Source organism: Xanthobacter autotrophicus ATCC 700552, assembly GCF_043194565.1.
In the GTDB taxonomy this organism is placed as follows: Bacteria; Pseudomonadota; Alphaproteobacteria; order Rhizobiales; family Xanthobacteraceae; genus Xanthobacter; species Xanthobacter autotrophicus_F.
In genome coordinates this window covers 11645-29690 of the sequence record NZ_JBAFVS010000019.1, presented here as the reverse complement: position 1 = coordinate 29690, position 18046 = coordinate 11645, and the positions used below count along the sequence as shown (strand labels likewise).

19 protein-coding genes and 1 pseudogene are annotated in these 18046 nt (G+C 64.6%); 9 read left to right on the top strand and 11 right to left on the bottom strand.

The genetic code is table 11. The features are described 5' to 3' along the window. Nucleotides 1-15 precede the first annotated feature (15 nt). From V5F48_RS18115 to V5F48_RS18095, 5 genes are all read right to left on the bottom strand, one after another. A complete protein-coding gene (locus V5F48_RS18115; protein WP_394259830.1) occupies nucleotides 16-942 on the bottom strand; it encodes a dihydrodipicolinate synthase family protein in 927 nt (308 codons plus the stop codon). Nucleotides 943-1138: 196 nt separating this feature from the next. Continuing rightward, on the bottom strand, nucleotides 1139-1942 hold the full coding sequence (locus tag V5F48_RS18110; protein ID WP_394259829.1) for a transporter substrate-binding domain-containing protein: 804 nt from the start codon (nucleotides 1940-1942) through the stop codon (nucleotides 1139-1141). A gap of 35 nt (nucleotides 1943-1977) precedes the next feature. Further along, nucleotides 1978-2718 carry an amino acid ABC transporter ATP-binding protein gene (locus V5F48_RS18105; protein WP_394110896.1) on the bottom strand — a complete coding sequence of 247 codons (741 nt, stop codon included), beginning with the start codon at nucleotides 2716-2718 and terminating at the stop codon, nucleotides 1978-1980. Nucleotides 2719-2811: 93 nt separating this feature from the next. Then, nucleotides 2812-3456, bottom strand: a complete 645-nt coding sequence (locus tag V5F48_RS18100) for an amino acid ABC transporter permease (RefSeq protein WP_394110897.1) — start codon at nucleotides 3454-3456, stop codon at nucleotides 2812-2814. A gap of 7 nt (nucleotides 3457-3463) precedes the next feature. Beyond that, nucleotides 3464-4147, bottom strand: a complete 684-nt coding sequence (locus V5F48_RS18095; protein WP_394110898.1) for an amino acid ABC transporter permease — start codon at nucleotides 4145-4147, stop codon at nucleotides 3464-3466. Between the two features lie 218 nt (nucleotides 4148-4365). On the opposite strand from V5F48_RS18095, the gene V5F48_RS18090 reads away from it, so the two are divergent. Further along, complete coding sequence (locus tag V5F48_RS18090) at nucleotides 4366-5910, top strand: UxaA family hydrolase (RefSeq protein ID WP_394259828.1); 1545 nt, start codon at nucleotides 4366-4368, stop codon at nucleotides 5908-5910. After that, nucleotides 5886-6902 (top strand): GntR family transcriptional regulator, encoded by a 1017-nt coding sequence (locus tag V5F48_RS18085; protein WP_394259827.1) that lies wholly within the window; start codon nucleotides 5886-5888, stop codon nucleotides 6900-6902. Before V5F48_RS18090 ends, V5F48_RS18085 begins: the two co-directional genes overlap by 25 nt. 175 nt (nucleotides 6903-7077) lie before the next feature. On the opposite strand, the pseudogene V5F48_RS18080 reads toward V5F48_RS18085, so the two are convergent. Beyond that, nucleotides 7078-7269, bottom strand: a pseudogene (locus V5F48_RS18080) (transposase); the annotation flags it as partial. Between the two features lie 348 nt (nucleotides 7270-7617). On the opposite strand from V5F48_RS18080, the gene V5F48_RS18075 reads away from it, so the two are divergent. After that, nucleotides 7618-8931 carry an integrase arm-type DNA-binding domain-containing protein gene (locus tag V5F48_RS18075; RefSeq protein WP_394259826.1) on the top strand — a complete coding sequence of 438 codons (1314 nt, stop codon included), beginning with the start codon at nucleotides 7618-7620 and terminating at the stop codon, nucleotides 8929-8931. Between the two features lie 354 nt (nucleotides 8932-9285). Here the strand turns inward: V5F48_RS18075 and V5F48_RS18070 are convergent, their stop codons facing one another. After that, a complete protein-coding gene (locus tag V5F48_RS18070) occupies nucleotides 9286-10197 on the bottom strand; it encodes a LysR family transcriptional regulator (RefSeq protein WP_394259825.1) in 912 nt (303 codons plus the stop codon). A 115-nt stretch (nucleotides 10198-10312) separates the two neighbouring features. On the opposite strand from V5F48_RS18070, the gene V5F48_RS18065 reads away from it, so the two are divergent. The 3 genes from V5F48_RS18065 (at nucleotide 10313) to V5F48_RS18055 (ending at nucleotide 12324) form a co-directional block, all read left to right on the top strand. Continuing rightward, nucleotides 10313-10957, top strand: coding sequence for a DsbA family protein (locus V5F48_RS18065; protein WP_394259824.1), 645 nt, complete (start codon nucleotides 10313-10315; stop codon nucleotides 10955-10957). Nucleotides 10958-11027: 70 nt separating this feature from the next. Beyond that, entirely contained in the window at nucleotides 11028-11924 is an 897-nt protein-coding gene (locus tag V5F48_RS18060; protein ID WP_394259823.1) for an MBL fold metallo-hydrolase, read from the top strand. Nucleotide 11925: 1 nt separating this feature from the next. Continuing rightward, a complete protein-coding gene (locus V5F48_RS18055; protein ID WP_394259822.1) occupies nucleotides 11926-12324 on the top strand; it encodes a nuclear transport factor 2 family protein in 399 nt (132 codons plus the stop codon). 83 nt (nucleotides 12325-12407) lie between these two features. Here V5F48_RS18055 and V5F48_RS18050 read toward each other — a convergent pair whose 3' ends face one another. Genes V5F48_RS18050 through V5F48_RS18035 form a run of 4 tightly spaced genes read right to left on the bottom strand, consistent with a single transcriptional unit; the run spans nucleotide 12408 to nucleotide 15516 of the window. Continuing rightward, entirely contained in the window at nucleotides 12408-13379 is a 972-nt protein-coding gene (locus V5F48_RS18050; protein WP_394259821.1) for a glutathione S-transferase family protein, read from the bottom strand. Beyond that, nucleotides 13372-14424: an LLM class flavin-dependent oxidoreductase gene (locus V5F48_RS18045; protein WP_394259879.1), complete on the bottom strand. Its 1053-nt coding sequence runs from the start codon at nucleotides 14422-14424 to the stop codon at nucleotides 13372-13374. Before V5F48_RS18045 ends, V5F48_RS18050 begins: the two co-directional genes overlap by 8 nt. 36 nt (nucleotides 14425-14460) lie before the next feature. Then, the gene (locus V5F48_RS18040) at nucleotides 14461-14856 is read right to left on the bottom strand and encodes a DoxX family protein (RefSeq protein ID WP_394259820.1); all 396 of its coding nucleotides are present in this window, start codon (nucleotides 14854-14856) and stop codon (nucleotides 14461-14463) included. Between the two features lie 48 nt (nucleotides 14857-14904). Beyond that, nucleotides 14905-15516, bottom strand: coding sequence for an FMN-dependent NADH-azoreductase (locus tag V5F48_RS18035; protein WP_394259819.1), 612 nt, complete (start codon nucleotides 15514-15516; stop codon nucleotides 14905-14907). A gap of 204 nt (nucleotides 15517-15720) precedes the next feature. Between V5F48_RS18035 and V5F48_RS18030 the strand changes: the two genes are divergently transcribed. From V5F48_RS18030 to V5F48_RS18020, 3 genes are all read left to right on the top strand, one after another. Beyond that, nucleotides 15721-16650 (top strand): LysR family transcriptional regulator, encoded by a 930-nt coding sequence (locus tag V5F48_RS18030; protein ID WP_394259818.1) that lies wholly within the window; start codon nucleotides 15721-15723, stop codon nucleotides 16648-16650. A 39-nt stretch (nucleotides 16651-16689) separates the two neighbouring features. Continuing rightward, nucleotides 16690-17136 carry an Rrf2 family transcriptional regulator gene (locus tag V5F48_RS18025; protein ID WP_394259817.1) on the top strand — a complete coding sequence of 149 codons (447 nt, stop codon included), beginning with the start codon at nucleotides 16690-16692 and terminating at the stop codon, nucleotides 17134-17136. Nucleotides 17137-17285: 149 nt separating this feature from the next. Continuing rightward, nucleotides 17286-17930, top strand: coding sequence for an NADPH-dependent F420 reductase (locus V5F48_RS18020; RefSeq protein WP_394259816.1), 645 nt, complete (start codon nucleotides 17286-17288; stop codon nucleotides 17928-17930). The last annotated feature ends 116 nt before the right edge of the window (nucleotides 17931-18046 follow it).

The window sequence follows — 18046 nt, the reverse complement described above, 5'->3', positions numbered from 1 at the left end:
CTGGCACTCCTGTTGTCACTTCCCCCAGCTCAAGGCGAGCGGGTTGACGGTGCGGGCGATCTCGATGAGGCCGGCGCGGGTCGCCGGATGCACCGGCTCCAGCGGGTGCCGAACGGCATCGGAGGCGATGACGCCACCTTCCATCATCACGATCTTGGCCGCGCGCAGGCCGCACTGGCGATTCTCGTAGTTGATGAGCGGCAGCACGCGGACGTAGACCTCGGCCGCCTCGGCGCGGCGGCCAGCGGCGTGATGCTGAAGGATCGGCACCAGGAGGTCGGCGGCCATGGCGCTGGACATGACGCCGGTGGCGCCGGCGTCGAGGTCGGCCATGAGGGTGATGGCTTCCTCGCCGTCGAAGGGCCCCTCGATGTCGGCGCCGCCCGCGGCGATGAGCGTGCGCAGCTTCGCCGCGGTCCCCGGCACCTCGACCTTGAAGTAGCGCACCAGCGGCAGCTCGCGGGCGAGGCGTACCATGAACGAGACCGACAGGGTGATGCCGCTGAGCGGGGCGTCCTGCACCATGATCGGGATGTCGGCGGCTTCGGCGATCTGGGCGAAGTGATCGAAGATCGCACCCTCGTCGAGCTTGATGCCGGCGCCGTGGTAGGGCGGCATCACCATGATGAGCTTAGCGCCGCAGTCGCGGGCGTGGGCGGCGCGCGCCGCGGCGACGCGCGAGGAGAAATGCGAGCAGGTGACCATGACCGGAACGCGTCCGGCGATGTGGTCGAGCGCCAGCTCGGTCAGCAGGCGGCGTTCCTCATCGCTGAGCAGGAACTGCTCGGAATAATTGGCGAGGATGCAGATGCCGTCCACGCCCTGATCGATCATCAGGTCGAAGACGCGGCGCTGGCCTTCGAGGTCCAGGTCGCCGTTGACCTTGAACGGGGTGGGAGCAACCGGGAACAGCCCGCGGTAGGGGGGCGCAGGGGACGGCATGACAACTCCTTGAAAGCACCCGCGCGGCCGGCGGCATCCGTGACGCGCGCCGCGGCGGAGGATGGGAAGGGCCGGGGCGAAGGGCGCAGGCCGACGCGCGTTGAACTTTGCGTCGAACCCCCGCCCTTCGCCGCGGACCTCCGCTTTCGCCTGCGCGGTGGGCCGGGCGGCCCACCGCGCAGGCTGAGGCTCAGGGTCACTCGGCGGGAATATGCTCCGGCAGCGACTGGCCGAAATACTTCTTGTAGATGGTGTTGAGCTCGCCGTTGGCGAGGTTGGCCTTCACCCACGCATCCACATAGGCCTTCAGCTCGGGATCGGTCTTGCGCAGGCCGACGGCCATGGGATAGGCGGCCATCTCCAGCTTCACCTCGAGGGTCTTGCCCGGGTTCTGCTCGGCGACGGTGTTGGCGGTGGAGAGGGCGGCGGCGATGAGGTCCTGCTGGCCGGTGGCGAGCGCGGTGACGGCAGTGGCCTCGTCCTCGTAGCGCACGATGGTGGCCGCCACCTTGGCCTCCTTGATGGTGCGGCTCAGCTCGATGTCGGCGGTGGTGCCGCGGGCAACCGCGATGGATTTGCCGGCAAGGTCCGCCGGGCTCTTGATGGCGGTGGCCTTGGGCGCGGAGACCACCACCGGGATCACGCCGTAGGGGACTGAATAATCCACCACCTTCTTGCGCTCGGGCGTGATGGAGAAGGACGCGATGACCACGTCCACCTTGTTGGCGAGCAGCGAGGGCACCCGGTTGGCGCCCGAGACCGGAACCACCTCCAGCGCGACGCCGAGGTCCTTGGCGAGCAGCTTCGCGGTCTCCACGTCGGAGCCGGTCTCCTTGGCCTTGTCGTCCAGCATGCCGTAGGGCGGGTGGGACACGTCGATGGCGACGATGAGCTTGCCGCGCTGCTTGATGCCGGCGGGTGTCTCTGCGGCGGCGGGCGCAAGGGCGGCGGCGAGGCCGAGTGCCAGCGCCATGGCGCCGATGATGGGGGTCCTGAGCATGCTGGGGTTCCTCCGGTCAGTGTTTTTGATGGGTATTACAGGCCGCTGCCGACGAACTGGCGCAATTCGTCGGTGACGGGATTGGCGAGCATGGCGCCGGGTCCGGTTTCCCAGACGCGGCCCTGGTGCATGAACACCACGGTGTTGGCCACCGAGCGGGCGAACGCCATTTCGTGGGTCACCAGCATCATGGTCATGCCCTCGCGGGCAAGGCGCTCGATCACCTTGAGCACTTCGCCGGTGAGTTCCGGATCGAGGGCCGAGGTGACCTCGTCGAACAGGATCAGCTTCGGCCGCATGGCCAGCGAGCGGGCGATGGCGACGCGCTGCTGCTGGCCGCCGGAGAGCTGCTCGGGATAGGCCTGCGCCTTCTCGGAAAGGCCGACCTCCTCCAGCACCTCGGCTGCGATGTCGCGAGCCTCGGCCTTGCCGATGCGCCGCACCTTGCGCGGGGCGAGGGTGATGTTCTCCTCCACCGTCAGATGGGGGAAGAGATTGTAGCTCTGGAAGACGATGCCCACGTCCTTGCGCAGGTCCAGCAGGTCCACCTTGCCGGCGTGGAGCTTGCGGCCGCACACCTCCAGCTCGCCGCCGTTGATCATTTCGAGGCCGTTCACGCAGCGCAGCGCCGTGCTCTTGCCTGAGCCGGAGCGGCCGATGAGCGCCACCACCTGGCCCGGCGCCACATCGAGGGTGATGCCCTTGAGCACCTGGAGCGCGCCGAAGCTCTTCTCGACATTCTTGAAGCGCACCAGGGGGGCGGCGGGACTGGTCATGCAAGGGCCCTCGTGCAAGGCGGCGGAAAGGTCGACAGCGGGAATGGCGGCATCAGGTTCGGCGGAGGGGGAGAGCAGGGCCATGGCGCGTCCTCAGCTCCGGTGCAGCCGGCGGTCGAACCGGCCCGCCAGCAGCGACATGGGAAAGCAGATGGCGAAATAGATCAGCGCCGCGATGGTGAAGACGGTGAACGGCTTGTAGGTGGCATTGTTGATCACCTTTGCCGAATAGGTGAGGTCGAAGAAGTTGATCACCACCGAATAGGAGGTGTTCTTCACGATCTGCACCAGGAATCCGACCGTGGGCGGCACCGCGATGCGCAGCGCCTGCGGAAGGATGACGAAGACGAAGCGCTGGGTCTTGGTCAGCGCCAGGCACTCGCCCGCCTCCCACTGGGTGCGCGGCACGGCGAGGATGCAGCCCTTCCAGATCTCGCCGAGATAGGCGCCGGAATAAAGCGTCATGGCGACGCCGGCGGCCACCAGCGCCGGCACGTCGAAGCCGGCGATGGAGATGCCGAAATAGACCACGAACATGATGACCGGCAGCGGAATGCCCTGCACCAGCTGCACCAGCAGGCCGGAGGCGATGCGCAGGACCCGGCTCTTGGAGGCACGGGCGAGCGCCACCGGCAGGCCCAGCGCCGTGCCGCCGACGAAGCCGAGCAGCGACAGGACGATGGTCCAGCCGGCGCCGCGGAAGAGATAGGCGATCTGCTCGATGGTCAGGCCCAGCATGGCATCCTCACAGCGGCGTGCCGAGACGGCGAAGGCGGGGGAAGGAGACGTGCGCCACGCCCATCAGGCTGAGGCGCAGCAGCGAGGCCATGGCGAGGTAGATGACGGCGATGACGAGGTAGACCTCGAAGCCGCGGAAGGTGAAGGATTGGATCATGTAGGCGACGCCGGTGAGTTCTTCCGCCGAGATCTGCGACATGATGGCGGTGGCGAGCATCATCAGCACGAACTGGCTGACGAGGGCGGGATAGACCCGCTCCACCGCCTGGGGCAACTGCACCGACCATAAGGCTTGCGTGGGCGTGAGGGCCAGGCAATGAGCCGCCTCGATCTGGCCCTTGGGGATGGAGCGCAGGCCCGCCCGCATGATCTCGGCCGTGTAGGCCCCCACATTCACCACCAGCGCGATCACCGCCGCCGGAAATGGCCCGATCTTCGCCCCCAGCACGGCAAGGCCGAAGAACAGCCAGAATACCTGGATGATGAGCGGCGTATTGCGGATCGCCTCCACATAGAAGGTGACGGCGCGCTGCACGGAGGGCGGCCCGTAGAGGCGCCCCACGGCACACAGGGTGCCGACCACGAAGCCAGGCAACACCGATGCCACGGTCATGCCTAGCGTCAGCCAGACGCCATTGAGGAGGTCTGGCCAATACTCATTCAGAAATGAAAAATCGAATTCATAGCCCACGGCATCAGGCCCGTTTCGCCAATGACAATATAACTGCGTTCATGAGCAGCATTAATGCTTTGATGCGCGGCACAGATGCACACGAATCGTTTTTTTGATCATGGATGTTTGGCCATTTTTGTCCCCATAGCCCTGATATTTGTTATATTTTTCGTTTGACTAGACCATATCTAACATGATTGATTGATGCACGCAATGATCATTTTTAGGGAAACGCCATGCTGACGACGTCCGCCGCATCACCCCTCATCCACCTGCATGCGTCGGACAATGTCGGGGTGGCGCGTGCTCGCATTCCGACCGGAACGGCCGTCATCTTCGATGGAGTGGGCGTGACCGCGCTGGCCGAGATTCCCAGCGGCCACAAGATGGCCGTCGCCCCCATCCCTGCGGGATCGCGGGTGCTGAAATACGGCCAGACCATCGGCGTCGCCACCACCGACATCGCGCCCGGCGCCCATGTCCATCTGCACAATCTCGCCATGCAGGAGAGCGATGTCGCCCACCATTTCGCCGAGGACGGGCGCGCCACGGAGCTTCTGCCCGAGGCCGAGCGGCGCACCTTCGAGGGGTATGTGCGGCCCGATGGCCAGGTGGGCACCCGCAACTACATCGGCATCGTCACCTCGGTGAACTGCTCGGCAACGGTTGCCCGTGCCGTCGCCGATCATTTCAACCGTGGCGGCGGGCTTGAGGGCTTTGCCAACGTGGACGGCGTGGTCGCCCTCACCCACGGCACCGGCTGCGCCATCAACACCAAAACGGAAGGGTACGCCTATCTCACCCGCGTGCTCGGCGGCTATGCCAAGAACCCCAACTTCGCCGGCATCCTGATGATCGGCCTCGGCTGCGAGACCAACCAGATCGAGCCCATCGTCTCCCGCGAGGGGCTGGTGGAGGGCCATCTGCTGCGCACCATGACCATCCAGGGCCTCGGCGGCACCCGCAAGACCATCGAGACCGCGAGCGCCATCGTCCGCGAGATGCTGCCCATCGCCGATGCCGCCAAGCGCACCACGGTGCCCCTGACCGGCCTGAAGGTGGCGCTGCAATGCGGCGGCTCGGACGGCTATTCGGGCATCTCGGCCAATCCCGCGCTCGGCCATGCCGCCGACCTGGTGGTGAGGCACGGCGGCACGGCGGTGCTCAGCGAGACGCCGGAGATCTACGGCGCCGAGCACCTGCTCACCCGCCGCGCGGTGAGCCCTGAGGTGGCGCAGAAGCTGATGGACCGCATCGACTGGTGGCGCAGCTACACCGAGCGCAACGGCGCGGAGCTGAACAACAATCCCTCCCACGGCAACAAGGCAGGCGGGCTCACCACCATCCTCGAGAAGTCGCTGGGCGCGGTGGCCAAGGGCGGCTCCATGCCGCTGGAGGCGGTCTATGAATATGCCGAGATCATCGATCGCACGGGCTTTGTGTTCATGGACACGCCCGGCTACGATCCGGTGGCGGTGACCGGCCAGGTGGCGGGGGGCTGCAACGTCGTCGTCTTCACCACCGGCCGGGGCTCGGTTTCCGGGTTCAAGCCGGCGCCCTGCATCAAGGTCGCGACCAACACCCAGATGTACCTGCACATGCACGAGGATATGGACATCAACTGCGGCGGCATCGTCACCGGCGAGGACACCATCGCCGCGGCGGGGGAGCGCATCTTCGAGAAGATTCTCGCGGTGGCCTCGGGCGCGCATACGGCGAGCGAGGATTACGGCTTCGGCGACAGCGAGTTCGTGCCATGGCAGATCGGCGCCGTCACCTGAGCGCGGCGCGGACCGCCGCGCCCGTGGTCGATCGCACGCCGGCCTATGCGGTCATCGCCGGCCGGCTGCGCTGGTCCATCGCGGCGGGCACGCTGCCGGAAGGCATGGTGCTGCTGGAGGGGCCGCTCGCGGCCCTGTTCGGCTCCAGCCGCTCGCCGGTGAAGCAGGCGCTGGCGGAGCTGGAAGAGGAAGGCGTCGTCTCCCGCTTCGACGGCCGCGGCCTGATCGTGGGACGCGGCGCCGCCCCGCGCCGCCTGCCGGTGACGGCGGAGATGCTGAAGGCCGGCGAGGAGCCGGTGGAAGCCAAGAAGAGCTTCGCCTGGCAGTCGCTCTATTATGATTTCGAGCGCGACATCATCCTCTCCTCGGTCTTCGGCCGCTTCCGGGTGAACGAACTGGCCATCGCCCGCCATCTGGACGTGGGCCGCACCGTCGCGCGCGATCTCCTGATCCATGCGCGGGAGGTGGGCATCGTCTCCAAGGGCGAGAAATCCCACTGGTGGACGGTGCCCCTCGACGAGGCGCGGTTTCGCGACCTCTACGAATTGCGCATCATGCTGGAGCCGGCGGCCCTCGACACCGCCATCGGCCTCATTCCCGACGACCGCCTCGACGCCGTCGAGGCCCGCCTGAAGGCAGCCATCGAAAGCTATCCCAAGGTGGAGAGCGCCGACCTCGACGTGCTGGAGAACGACCTGCACGTCGACTGCATCGGCTATGGGCGCAACCCGGAGATCATCGAGGCGCTCAAGCGCACCCGGTGCATCCTCGTCTCGGGCAAGCACATCCAGATGGAGCTGAAGCCCCACGGCCTCGTGGACCCGTTCATGGGCGAGCACCTCGACATCGTGCGCGCGGTGCGCAAGGGGCAGCGCAAGACGGCGCGCAGCGCCCTCGTCGCCCACCTCAAGGCCTCGAGCGACAAGGCGGCCCAGCGCCTCTCCGCCTTCCGCGCCACCCACAAGCCGGCGCCGCTGCCCTACATCGTCTAGAGCGTTTTCGAGCGAAGTGGATACCGGTTCGCGTAAAGAAAACACGTAAACTCAATGACCTAGAGCATTTCCACGATTCAGTGAAATGGGGAAATGCTCTAGGAGCCTGTCCGAGTAACGTGTTTTGCGGCAGTTGTGAGCGGAAGGCTGGACGCGAGATTGCGGCGCGTGGTCCTCATCTTGACGCTTTTGCGAACTTCAGGAGGTTGTGGGCGGTGCAGATCATCGCCCATTCAGCCCGGGCCTGATCGAGGCCGCGCAGCAGCAACTGCCGCAAGCCTCTCGCCTGCTTGATCTACCGGACTACCGGCTCGACCCCTTGCTTCCCGAGACGGTAGCGGCTCCTGCGGCCAGCCCGTTTCAACCTTGCCTACAAAATGCTTACAAGGAGTCACCGTATGAACTTTGTAAGCAGCAAACGCCCCGGAGGGCGCTTACTAACTATCAGATTTTATTTGGTAAATTTGGAGCGGGCGATGGGATTCGAACCCACGACCCCAACCTTGGCAAGGTGCCCGAGAGCCATTCGCTGCAATATCCGCGAGTTTGCTAAAATGCGATAAGCTACTATAAATTAACAGCTATTTTTGACGATTGGCACGCTAAAGGCTGCGCTTCATACGCTATTTTGCGCTTCTGAGAGCTTGGAATTTGATTGGAATCCGGCTAGCCTCGTAAAATCTAAGCAGATTTTCGATAGGGCTTTGAACTCACTATGGAAAAGCTGACGAAGCGTTTTATCGACGCGCTGGAAGTTCCGAAACCTTCCAAGGTTGGGGTCAAGGTTCGGGAGAGTTTTGCGTGGGATCGGGAGCTTCGAGGCTTCGGCGTCCAGGTCATGCCCTCGGGGCTGAAGAGCTTCGTGATCCAGTATCGCTCGCCCGAAGGACGGCCTCGTCGCACCGTGATTGGACGCTACGGGCTGATGACGGTCGAGGAGGCACGCCGGATCGCCCACGAGAAGCTGGTGGCCGTCTCCAAGGGTCTCGACCCGTTGGATAGCCCGGACAGCAAAGTGAAGGGCATCACGGTTGCCGAGGTATGCGACTGGTATCTGGCCGAGGCCGAGGCCGGCCGCATACTCGGCCGCAGCCGTCGCCCCATCAAGGCATCGACCCTGGCCATGGATAAGAGCCGGATCGAGGTTCACATCAAGCCATTGCTGGGCCGACGACTGATTGCCACGCTAAAGCTCGGGGATATCGAAGGAGCGCAGGCTGACATCGCCGCCGGCAAAACATCCAAACCTCGCGCGGGCAGTCGAGGTGGAGCGACCACGGGCGGGGAAGGGGTGGCTGCCCGAACCATGTCGACGCTGCATGCCATCTTTGAACACGCCGTCCGCCTCGGAAAGATCGACGCCAATCCCGCGCGCGGCGTTCGCCGGCTGGCCGGAAAGGCACGCGAACGCCGCCTCAGCCGCAGCGAAATCGCCCGCTTTGGGAGGGCCATGCGTTTCGCTGCAGAGGCTGGAGAGCATCCGACGGGGCTGGCTGCCATCCGCTTCCTTCTCCTCACGGGTTTTCGGCGAATGGAGGGCCTTGGGGTGAAGCGGCTTTGGCTCAACACGGATGAAGGCTCGGTCCGTTTTCCAGATACCAAAAGCGGAGCCCAGACACGGGTCATAGGCCGCGCAGCTATGGACCTTTTATTGGGGCAGCCCAACACAGCATCACCGTACTTCTTCCCGGCGGATTGGGGCGAGGGCCACTTTATCGGCGTCGTTCGGGTGCTCGATCGGCTGTGTGCCAGCGCGAAGCTGGACGACGTAACCCCGCATACATTGAGGCACACATTTGCCAGCGTCGCGGCCGACCTGGGCTTTTCCGAACTGACCATTGCCGCGCTACTGGGCCATGCAGCTCGGGGCGTGACGCAGCGCTATATCCATATAGACGAAGCGCTCAGGCTCGCAGCCGACAGGGTTGCCGACGAGATTGACTCTATCCTGGATCAACCCGAACGGGCTGGCCGCCCGTCACGTTCGGGGCATCCGGCCGAGCCCGTCGGCGCCGATCGAGGCTCATAGCTATGCCCCCGATACGGCTCGAGGTGTCGGATGGTGCTTCTCCAGCGCGTAAGCTACGGAAGGTGAAGGGGTATGCCGCGCCACGACAGATCAACGCCGATGTTGGCGTTAGTCCAGGTCAAGGCGATGGCGAACAGAAAAGGGATAAGAGCAGGCTTCTGGGCTGCGTCCATATGACGACCGCCGGGCTTCAAAAGACTGGGCTGATCGACAAGGCGGCCATGTGTGCATTCGATCCACTGTGCCCGACACCCGTCCAGCCGCTGACTCCGGAAGATATTCGCGCGGGAAGGTAAGCAGGTCACGCTGAGCGCAACCGCTTGGGATGGGCTTGTTTCGCGGCTTGGGGCACCACTACGCCGCGGGCGCTGTGGGAATGGACCTGGTCTTCTGTACAGCCACGAGCATGTCCACGAAGGCCGTCACCTTGGGCGGGCGGAAGCGGGCTGTGGGATAGACCGTGTGGATGCCGCCGGACGGCAGTTGCCACGCATGCAGCACATGGATCAGTCGCCCGGCTGCCAGGTCCTCCGCCACGAGAAAATCCGGCAGGATGGAAAGCCCCCCGCCGGCCTTCACCGCCGCGAGCACGCCGGGTGTGGTGTCGATGGCAATGGTCGCCTGCAGGCGTGCGGTCTGCCGGTCGAGGTCACCACGCGTGAAGGACCAAAGCAAGGGTTCGCGCAGGGCGAGATTGGCGATGAAGGGCAAGGAACCCAGATCTTCAGGCGCGCGCAGCGTAGCGATGCGATCTGCGAAGACGGGGCTCGCGACCAGCAACTGGTCGAAGGAACCGATCTTGCGCGCCTGAAGACTGGAATCCACCAGCCAGCCGACACGGATGGCCAGATCGATCCGGCCGGAAACGAGATCAACCGTGTCGTCGCTCAGCGTCAGTTCCACCCGGCAGGCCGGAAAGCGGGCCGTGAAGGCGGAGGCGAGCGGGGCGACAAGGGCCGTGCCGTAATCGTTCGGGGCGGTGATGCGCAGCGTGCCCGTCGGCGCCGCCGCGGCCTGCGCCATCTCATCGAACGCGTCTTCCGCGTCGCGCAGGATCATCACGCAGCGCGCATGAAACAGCCGGCCGGCCTCGGTGGGCCGGACCTGCCGTGTCGTTCGCACCAGCAGGCTGGTCCCCAGATCCCTTTCCAACTGCGCGACCTGCTGGCTCACCACCGCCTTGGTGATGCCGAGCCGCTCGGCGGCGCGGGTGAACGAGCCGGTGTCAACGACAGCGGTAAAATAGGCCAGGCGATTGAGGTTCATGAGTGCGCGCGCGGTCGGATGGCATGACTGTTTGTTATTAGCATACAGAGTGTCATTTTTGTCGGTCTTTTATGGTCAGTCCGCCCGTGCCATTTCCTTGGCGGAGGAGATGGCCATGACCAAGAAAATCCGCATCACCTATCTGTTCGATCCGCTCTGTGGCTGGTGCTACGGCGCATCCGCAACGCTGGAAAATCTGATCCGCGAGCCGGATATGGATGTTGAGCTGGCGCCAACGGGCCTCTTCGCCGGGACCGGCGCCCGCCCGATGGATGCGGGCTTCGCGGATTACGCCTGGAGCAATGACCAGCGCATCGCCCGCCTCACCGGCCAGCCCTTCAGCGACGCCTATCGTCACAAGGTTCTGGCAGACCGCACACGCCTGTTCGATTCCGGCCCGGCGACGCTGGCGGTCATAGCGGTTGCCATCACCGCCCCCAAGCGGGCGTTCGAAGCGCTGAAGGCCATCCAGCACGCCCGCTATGTGGAGGGCCGCGACATAACCGACATCACTGTCCTCACACAGGTGCTGCGGACCCTGGACATGCCGGAGATCGCCGATCGCCTCGAAACGCCTGACGAGGCGTTGATGGCGGCGTATCGCTCGCGCCTCGATTCCGCACGCACTGAGATGCGCCGGCTCGGTGCCGAGGGCGTCCCGGCCCTCAGTGTCGGTGCGGGAGACAGCCCCCGGCTCGTGCGGGCCAGCGCCCTGTTCGGCAGTAGGACCATGCTGGTCGCCGAACTGAACGCGGCCTGAGCCTGCGCCAGCGGCAGGGCTCCCATCTGCCCCGCATTTTTCCATTCCATCGCCCCATCAGGAGACATCCATGCTCACCCGGAGATCCCTCATGAAAACCACCCTCGCGGCCGGCGCCGCCGCTGCCTTTGCTCCCGCAGGTCTCGGCCATGCCGCCGGCGGGCTGTCCTGGAAGCTCTTCCCCGCCGGGGAAAAGGGCTTCTATCGCGCCCCCGTGCTCATCACCGGCGCCTCCGAAGCACTGCTGATCGACGGTGGCTTCACCTACGCCGACGGGCGGGCGGTGGCCGAGGCGATCAAGGCCAGCGGCAAGACGCTGACCACCATCTATGTCAGCCAGTCCGATCCCGATTATTACTTCAGTCTCAAGCCGATCAAGGAAGCCTTCCCCGGCGCCAAAGTGATCGCAGCCTCCGAGACCGTCGCTGCGATCAAGGCGAGCGTGGAGAAGAAGCTCGCGGTGTGGGGGCCGCAGCTCAAGGAGAACGGCCCGCAGACGCTGGCCGACATCATCATCCCCGAGGTGTTCGACGGCCCCTCGCTCACCGTCGACGGCGAGACCGTCGAGATCGTGCCGGCTGAGGGGCTTGCCAACCGCCGCTCTCTCTTCGTGCCGTCGCTGAACGCGGTGTTTGGCGGGGTGATGGTGTTCTCCGGCGTGTATGTCTGGACCGCCGACACCCCGACCAAGGAACAGCGCGCCGCCTGGATCGCTAATCTCGACAGGATCGCGGCCCGCACGCCGGCCATCGTCGTGCCCGGTCACATGGTGCCGGGCGCCGCCACCGATCTCTCAGGCGTTGCCTATACGAAGGCCTATCTCCTCGCCTTCGAGGAAGAACTGGCCAAGGCCAAGGACTCGGCTGCACTCAAGGCCGCGATGCTCGCCCGCTTCCCGGGCCTCGGCATGGGCGTCGCTCTCGATATCGGCTCGAAGGTCGCCACCGGCGAGATGAAGTGGGGCTGAGATGGGCGCCAATCTCGAACTGATCCGCGCAACCTATAAGGGGACGTCGGAAGAGAACGGCCGAAACCTGCTGGCCGCTCTTGCGCCGGATGCTTCATGGACGGAAGCAGAAGGGTTCCCGTATGCGGGAACCTATGTCGGGCCGGACGCGATCATCGCGGGCGTCTTCCGACGCCTCGGCACCGAATGGACCGGCTATCGCGCCGAGGTCCACACCTTCCTGGAAGACGGCGACCGCGTCGCCGCCTTCGGCGTCTATTCCGGCACCTACAATGCCACCGGAAAGTCGATGCGCGCCGCCTTCGCACATCTCTATGAGGTGAAGAACGGCAAGATCGCCACCATGACGCAATATGTCGATAGCGCCGTGGTCCGGCAGGCCCTTGCGCCGAGCGCATGACCGCCTGATGCCTCAAACCCCGGCCGAGCCTTCGCTCCCGAGTTCGGTCGGGGAACCCCGTTTGCCGCATGGGTCAGATGCGGTCATTGCCCTTCGGCAAGGTTTGAACGGTCCGAGGTCCGTTCGAAATCGCGATCAGGGCCGATGGGTATGATGGCGCTTGGATTGAGCCAAGGGTGGCTACCGTAATAGTGCGCCTTGATGTGATGGAAATCGACCGTCGGTCGGATGGCCGGATGTTGATACAGGTCTCGCGTATAGGCCCAGAGGGCCGGATAGTCGGTCAGCGCCCGGCGGTTGCACTTGAAGTGGCCATGATAGACCACGTCAAATCGCACCAGGGTCGTGAACAGCCGAATGTCCGCCTCGGTCAATCGATCGCCGACAAGGTAGCGTTGGTGCGCCAGGCGCGGCTCCAGCCAGTCGAGCGTCTGAAAGACCTCTTCGACAGCCGCTTCATAGGCGACCTGCGTCGTCGCGAAGCCGGAGCGATACACACCGTTGTTCAGGGTCGCGTAGACACGCGCATTGATGGCGTCGATCTCTTCGCGATGAGCAGCTGGGTAATAGTCGCCGGCAGCCGCGCCGCAGCCGTCAAAGGCGGTATTGAACATGCGCAGGATGTCCGCGGACTCGTTCGAGACGATCCTGCGGGTCGCCTTGTCCCACAGCACCGGCACGGTCACGCGTGACGTGCAGGTCGGATCCGACAGCGTGTAAATTTCGTGCAGGAACTTCGCACCATTGATCCCGTCGGGGATTACCCCGGCGCCTTCATCGAAGGTCCAGCCATCGTCGCCCATATGCCAATGAACGACGGAAACGCCGACCAGATCGCCGAGCCCTTTCAGGTTGCGCATGATGAGGGTGCGGTGCGCCCAGGGACAGGCGAGCGAGACGTAGAGGTGATAGCGGCCCGGAGCAGGCTTGAATGGCCCATCGCCATCGGGAGTGACCCAATCGCGAAAGACCGAGGGAGGACGGCGTAATTGGCCATCGGTCAGTACGCTCTCGACGCCACCGCGTCGCCAATTGCCGTCAATCAGCTCACCCATTTTGAGGCACTTGGCCCAGCGCGGCTTTCACCGCCGGAGCAACCTCGGTTCCGAGCAACGTGATCGAGCGCTGCATGGCCTCGGTCTCCAGCATGGCTGAACTCATCTGGAAGGTCAGGCGCGAGATCCCGCCAAGTGCGTCGTTGGCCGCGAGGACCTTGTCGCGCACTGTCTGCGGGTTTCCGATCAGAAAAGCGCCCTGCGGACCGCACATCGCATCAAACTGCGCCCGTGTCGCCGTCGACCAGCCGCGTTCACGGCCGATCTCGGTGAACATATGGGCCCAGCCGGGAAAGAATGCGTCCGCGGCGCTCCGATCGGTGTCGCCGACGAACCCCATGGCATGGATGCCGACCTTCAGCGTCTCCGGCGCGTATCCTGCTCGCCGGCCCGCCTCGCGATAGAGGTCCACCAGCGGACGGAAGCGAGCAAAGCTCCCGCCGATGATCGCGACCATCAACGGAAGGCCAAGCACTCCCGCGCGGACGAAGGATTGCGGTGTGCCACCGACGCCGAGCCAGATCGGGATCCTGTCCTGATGCGGCCGGGGAAAGACCCCCTGGCCGGTGAGCGCCGGCCGAAACCGGCCGCGCCAGGAGATGGTGGTCGCCTCGCGCAGCTTGAGGAGCAGATCGAGCTTTTCGGCGAACAGGGCGTCGTAGTCTTCCGCCGCGAAGCCGAACAGCGGATAGGCCTCGCCAAAGGAGCCACGCCCCACGACGATCTCCGCACGGCCTTTGGCGATGAGATCGATGGTGGCGAAGTCCTGGAAGACCCGCACCGGATCCGCGGCGCTCAGCACGGTTACCGCGCTGGTCAGGCGGATGCGCTTGGTGCGGGCCGCTGCCGCCGCCAGGATGACCGCCGGCGCGGAATCGAGGAACTCCTTGCGGTGGTGTTCGCCGATGCCGAACACGTCGAGGCCGACGCGGTCGGCGGTTTCCACCTCCGCCAGCAAGGCCTCCATCCGGTCCGCCGCCGGCAGGGCCTGGCCGGTCGCCGGATTGGGGATGGTGGCCGCAAAGCTATCGATGCCGATTTCCATGTCCATAACCTCTCTTCGCCGTCGGCCATTCCGTATTCAGCGAGAGCGGAGACGCCGTCCGTCGAGGCTGAGGGCACCTGCGCCGAATGCCGCCACCTGCAGGAGGCCGCCCGCAATGGCGACGTTCTTCAGGAAATGGATCATCTGATTCTGATCGGCGAAGTTGGTGTGGAAGATCACGGCGGTCGCCAGGGTGAAGGCGGCGAGTACAAGGCCTGTGATCCGGACCTGATAACCGATCAAAATCAAGATGCCTCCAGCCAGCTCGACAAGGACGGCGATCAGGTAGGAGACCATCGGCAGCGGCAGGCCTACCGCCGCGATGTAGCCTTGCGTCGCACCGGGCGCGGCAATCTTGCCGAGCCCGCTGGCGATGAAGATGAGTGCGATCAACAGACGGCCGACGGCCGCAAGAAGATTGGTCTGGGACATGGTCGTCGGCCTTGGCGTCTGGAAGCGGGATGTCGGATGCGTGCGCGATCAGGCCGCCAGCGCGGCGATCTGCGCCTTGGCGCCGGCCAGCGCCGCCGCCTTTGCTTCCTCGCCAAGGGCCAGACCCTCGGCCCGGATGACCGTGACATCGGTCAAGCCGATGAAACCGAGCGCGGCGAGCAGGTAAGATTCCTGATGATCGAGAGCCGCCATCGGGCTCGCGCCGCTGTACACACCACCGCGCGCGGACGCCAGGTAGACCTTCTTGCCGGTCAGCAGTCCCTCGGGACCATTCGCGCCATACTTGAACGTGCGGCCCGCCACGGCGACCCGGTCGATCCAACCCTTCAGCTGTGTCGGGATCGAGAAATTATACATCGGCGCCCCGATGACGATGATGTCGGCAGCGAAGAGGTCGTCGATATAGGCACCGCCGGTGGCAAGATCCTGGCCGAGCAGAGGATCCGTGACCTGGCCACCTTGAAAGACCGCCATGTGCGCGCCGGACAGATGCATCGCCGCATCGACGACGAGATCCCGCCGGATGACCTGCGCACCCGGATGCAGCGCGAGCTGCCTGGCCACGATATCGGCGGTCAAGGAACGGGTGGCCGAATAGCCACCGAGGATGCTGGAGTCGATATGCAGGATGGTGGTCATAGGATGATCCTCCGGCCGCCCGATGACGGGGGCTAAAGCAGAGCGGGAAAACAGTTTCTTGATGGCATCGAACATGGAGGAATGGGTGCCACGCTCTGACCTGACGGGGAAGCCGGTATAAACCGATCCAATCCATCTATTTTGCCGATGGTACAAGCTCGGCAGGATGGCTATCGTCCGGCCCGTAGATACGAGGAAGCCGACATGCTCGACGGTGTATCGCTTGACCAATTGCGGACCTTTCTTGCCGCCGCCGACGAAGGCAGCTTCTCCGCCGCCGCGCGTCGCCTTCGGCGGACGCAGTCGGCCGTCAGCGAATCCATCGCCAACCTTGAAGCCCAACTCGCCGTTGCGCTTTTCGACCGTAGCGCACGCTATCCGCGGCTCACGCGCGAGGGCTCAATCCTGCTCGCCGATGCGCGAGGCATTGTCGCGGGCGTAGACGGCATGAAGGCTCGCGCCAAGGGGATTTCCGGCGGGTTGGAGGCGGAACTCGCCGCGGTCATTGACGTCTTCTTCCCCATCAGCGTGATCGCCGAAGTTGCCCGCGACTTCCGCGACCAGTTTCCGGCCACGCCGTTGCGGCTTTATGTCGAGGCGCTCGGCGGCGTCGTGCAACCCGTGATCGATGGGCGTGCCAGTTTCGGCCTCGTCATTTCCCTACCGACGCTTCCCGCCGGGCTCGTGGCCGAGCGCGTCACCAGCATCGACTTCGTCATGGTCGCGAGCGTCGACCATCCGCTGGCGGCCCATGCCGGTCTCATCCCGCGCGACGAGCTGGCGCGGCACGTCCAGCTCGTACTGACGGACCGATCCGATCTCTCGGCGGGTCGGGAGTTCGGTGTCATGTCGCCATCAACCTGGCGGCTGGCCGACCTCTTTGCCAAGCACGCGTTTCTTCTCAGTGGCTTGGGCTGGGGCGGGATGCCGCTTCATGCCGTGGCAAAGGACATCACCGATGGACGGCTGGCGGAGCTCCCGATCGAAGACGTGCCGCCTGGCGGATTGAAGCTGCCCATGTCCGCCGTCTACCGGAACGCGGCGCCGCCCGGCCCCGCTGGCCGGTGGATGATCGAGCGCCTGAAACAGTGCCCGAACGAAAGCCAGTCGGGTGGCTCGTTGACAGGACCATAAGTGTGTCGTAGTCATATCGACATATAAGGGAAGCTCGTGATGCCGACCAGTACGCGCTTTGCCGTCGCCGTGCATGTCCTTACGGCACTCGCCGTCAGCGACGGCAAGCCGCTGCGTTCCGAGGATCTCGCCTATTCGGCAAATACCGGAGCGGTGGTCGTCCGCGGATTGCTGTCCCGCCTGAATGATGCCGGGCTGACACGTTCGCAGCTCGGCGCCGGCGGCGGCGCGCTATTGGCGAAGCCGGCCGAGAAGATACGGTTGCTCGATGTCTATGAAGCCGTCGAGGACACCGAGCTATTTTCAATGCACAGGACACCGCCCTGCGAAAGCTGCGCTGTGGGCGGCAACATACTTGAGGCCATACGCCCAACCTTGTCGCGGGCACGGAAAGCGCTCGAAGATGAACTCGGCAAAACCACAATAGCCGATATTGCTTCCGAGGTCGCCCGGCTCGGTAAGTTCTCTATTCCGCTCGTCTGGTAATCGTTTTGCCCTTAAATGTCATAGAAGCGATGACACATAATCATTTAAGTTCCGCTGAGGCCTGAAAGCAACAGTGAGAGACCGTCCAGCCTTCCGGGGGCACTGACGGTTCCCATCCGCCCAAGTCCCCCACGCATCAGGAGACCATCATGACCATTGGTATCGTCGGCGCAGGCGCCCTCGGCTCTAACTTCGCTCGGGCCCTTGCCAGCAAGGGAATCTCGGCCACGATCTCGAACAGCCGCGGACCCCAGTCTCTAGCCGCCCTGGTGCAGGAACTCGGGCCCTCCATCAAGGCAGGCACCGTGGAAGAGGCGGCCAGCGCCGACATTGTCCTGGCGGCGGTCCGTTGGGTCGATGCCAGCAAGGTGCTCGGCGCATTGCCGGCCTGGAACGGACGGATCGTGATCGACGGCACCAACCCGGTGGAATTCATCGATCCGAATTCACCCGATGCGACAGACCCCAGCAATCCCCTCGCAGCCTATGGCATCAAGGCGGTCGATCTCGGTGGAAAGCACTCGAGCGAGATATTCCGCCAGTACGTTCCGGGCGCGAGGGTGGTCAAGGCGTTCAATCACCTCGACGTCAACGTCTTGAGTGAGCCCGAGGCGTCGGGTGGCAAGCGCGTGCTGTTTTATTCGGGCGATGACGCTGCCGCAAAGACCGAGGTTCGCGCGATCATCGAGGCCATCGGATTTTTCCCCGTTGATCTCGGCCCGCTCGACATCGGTGGACCGCTGGCACAGCTGCCCTTCGGCTCGTTGTCGGCCCACCAGTTCATCAAGATCTAACTATCTTCGGAAGGATCGTCCGCCGTCCTCATCTTCTGGACGGCGGATGACTTCGTCCGGAGAGTGAGAGTGCGGACCGGATTTCCGTGACGGGTTGAGGGCTGGGAGAGAGGCTT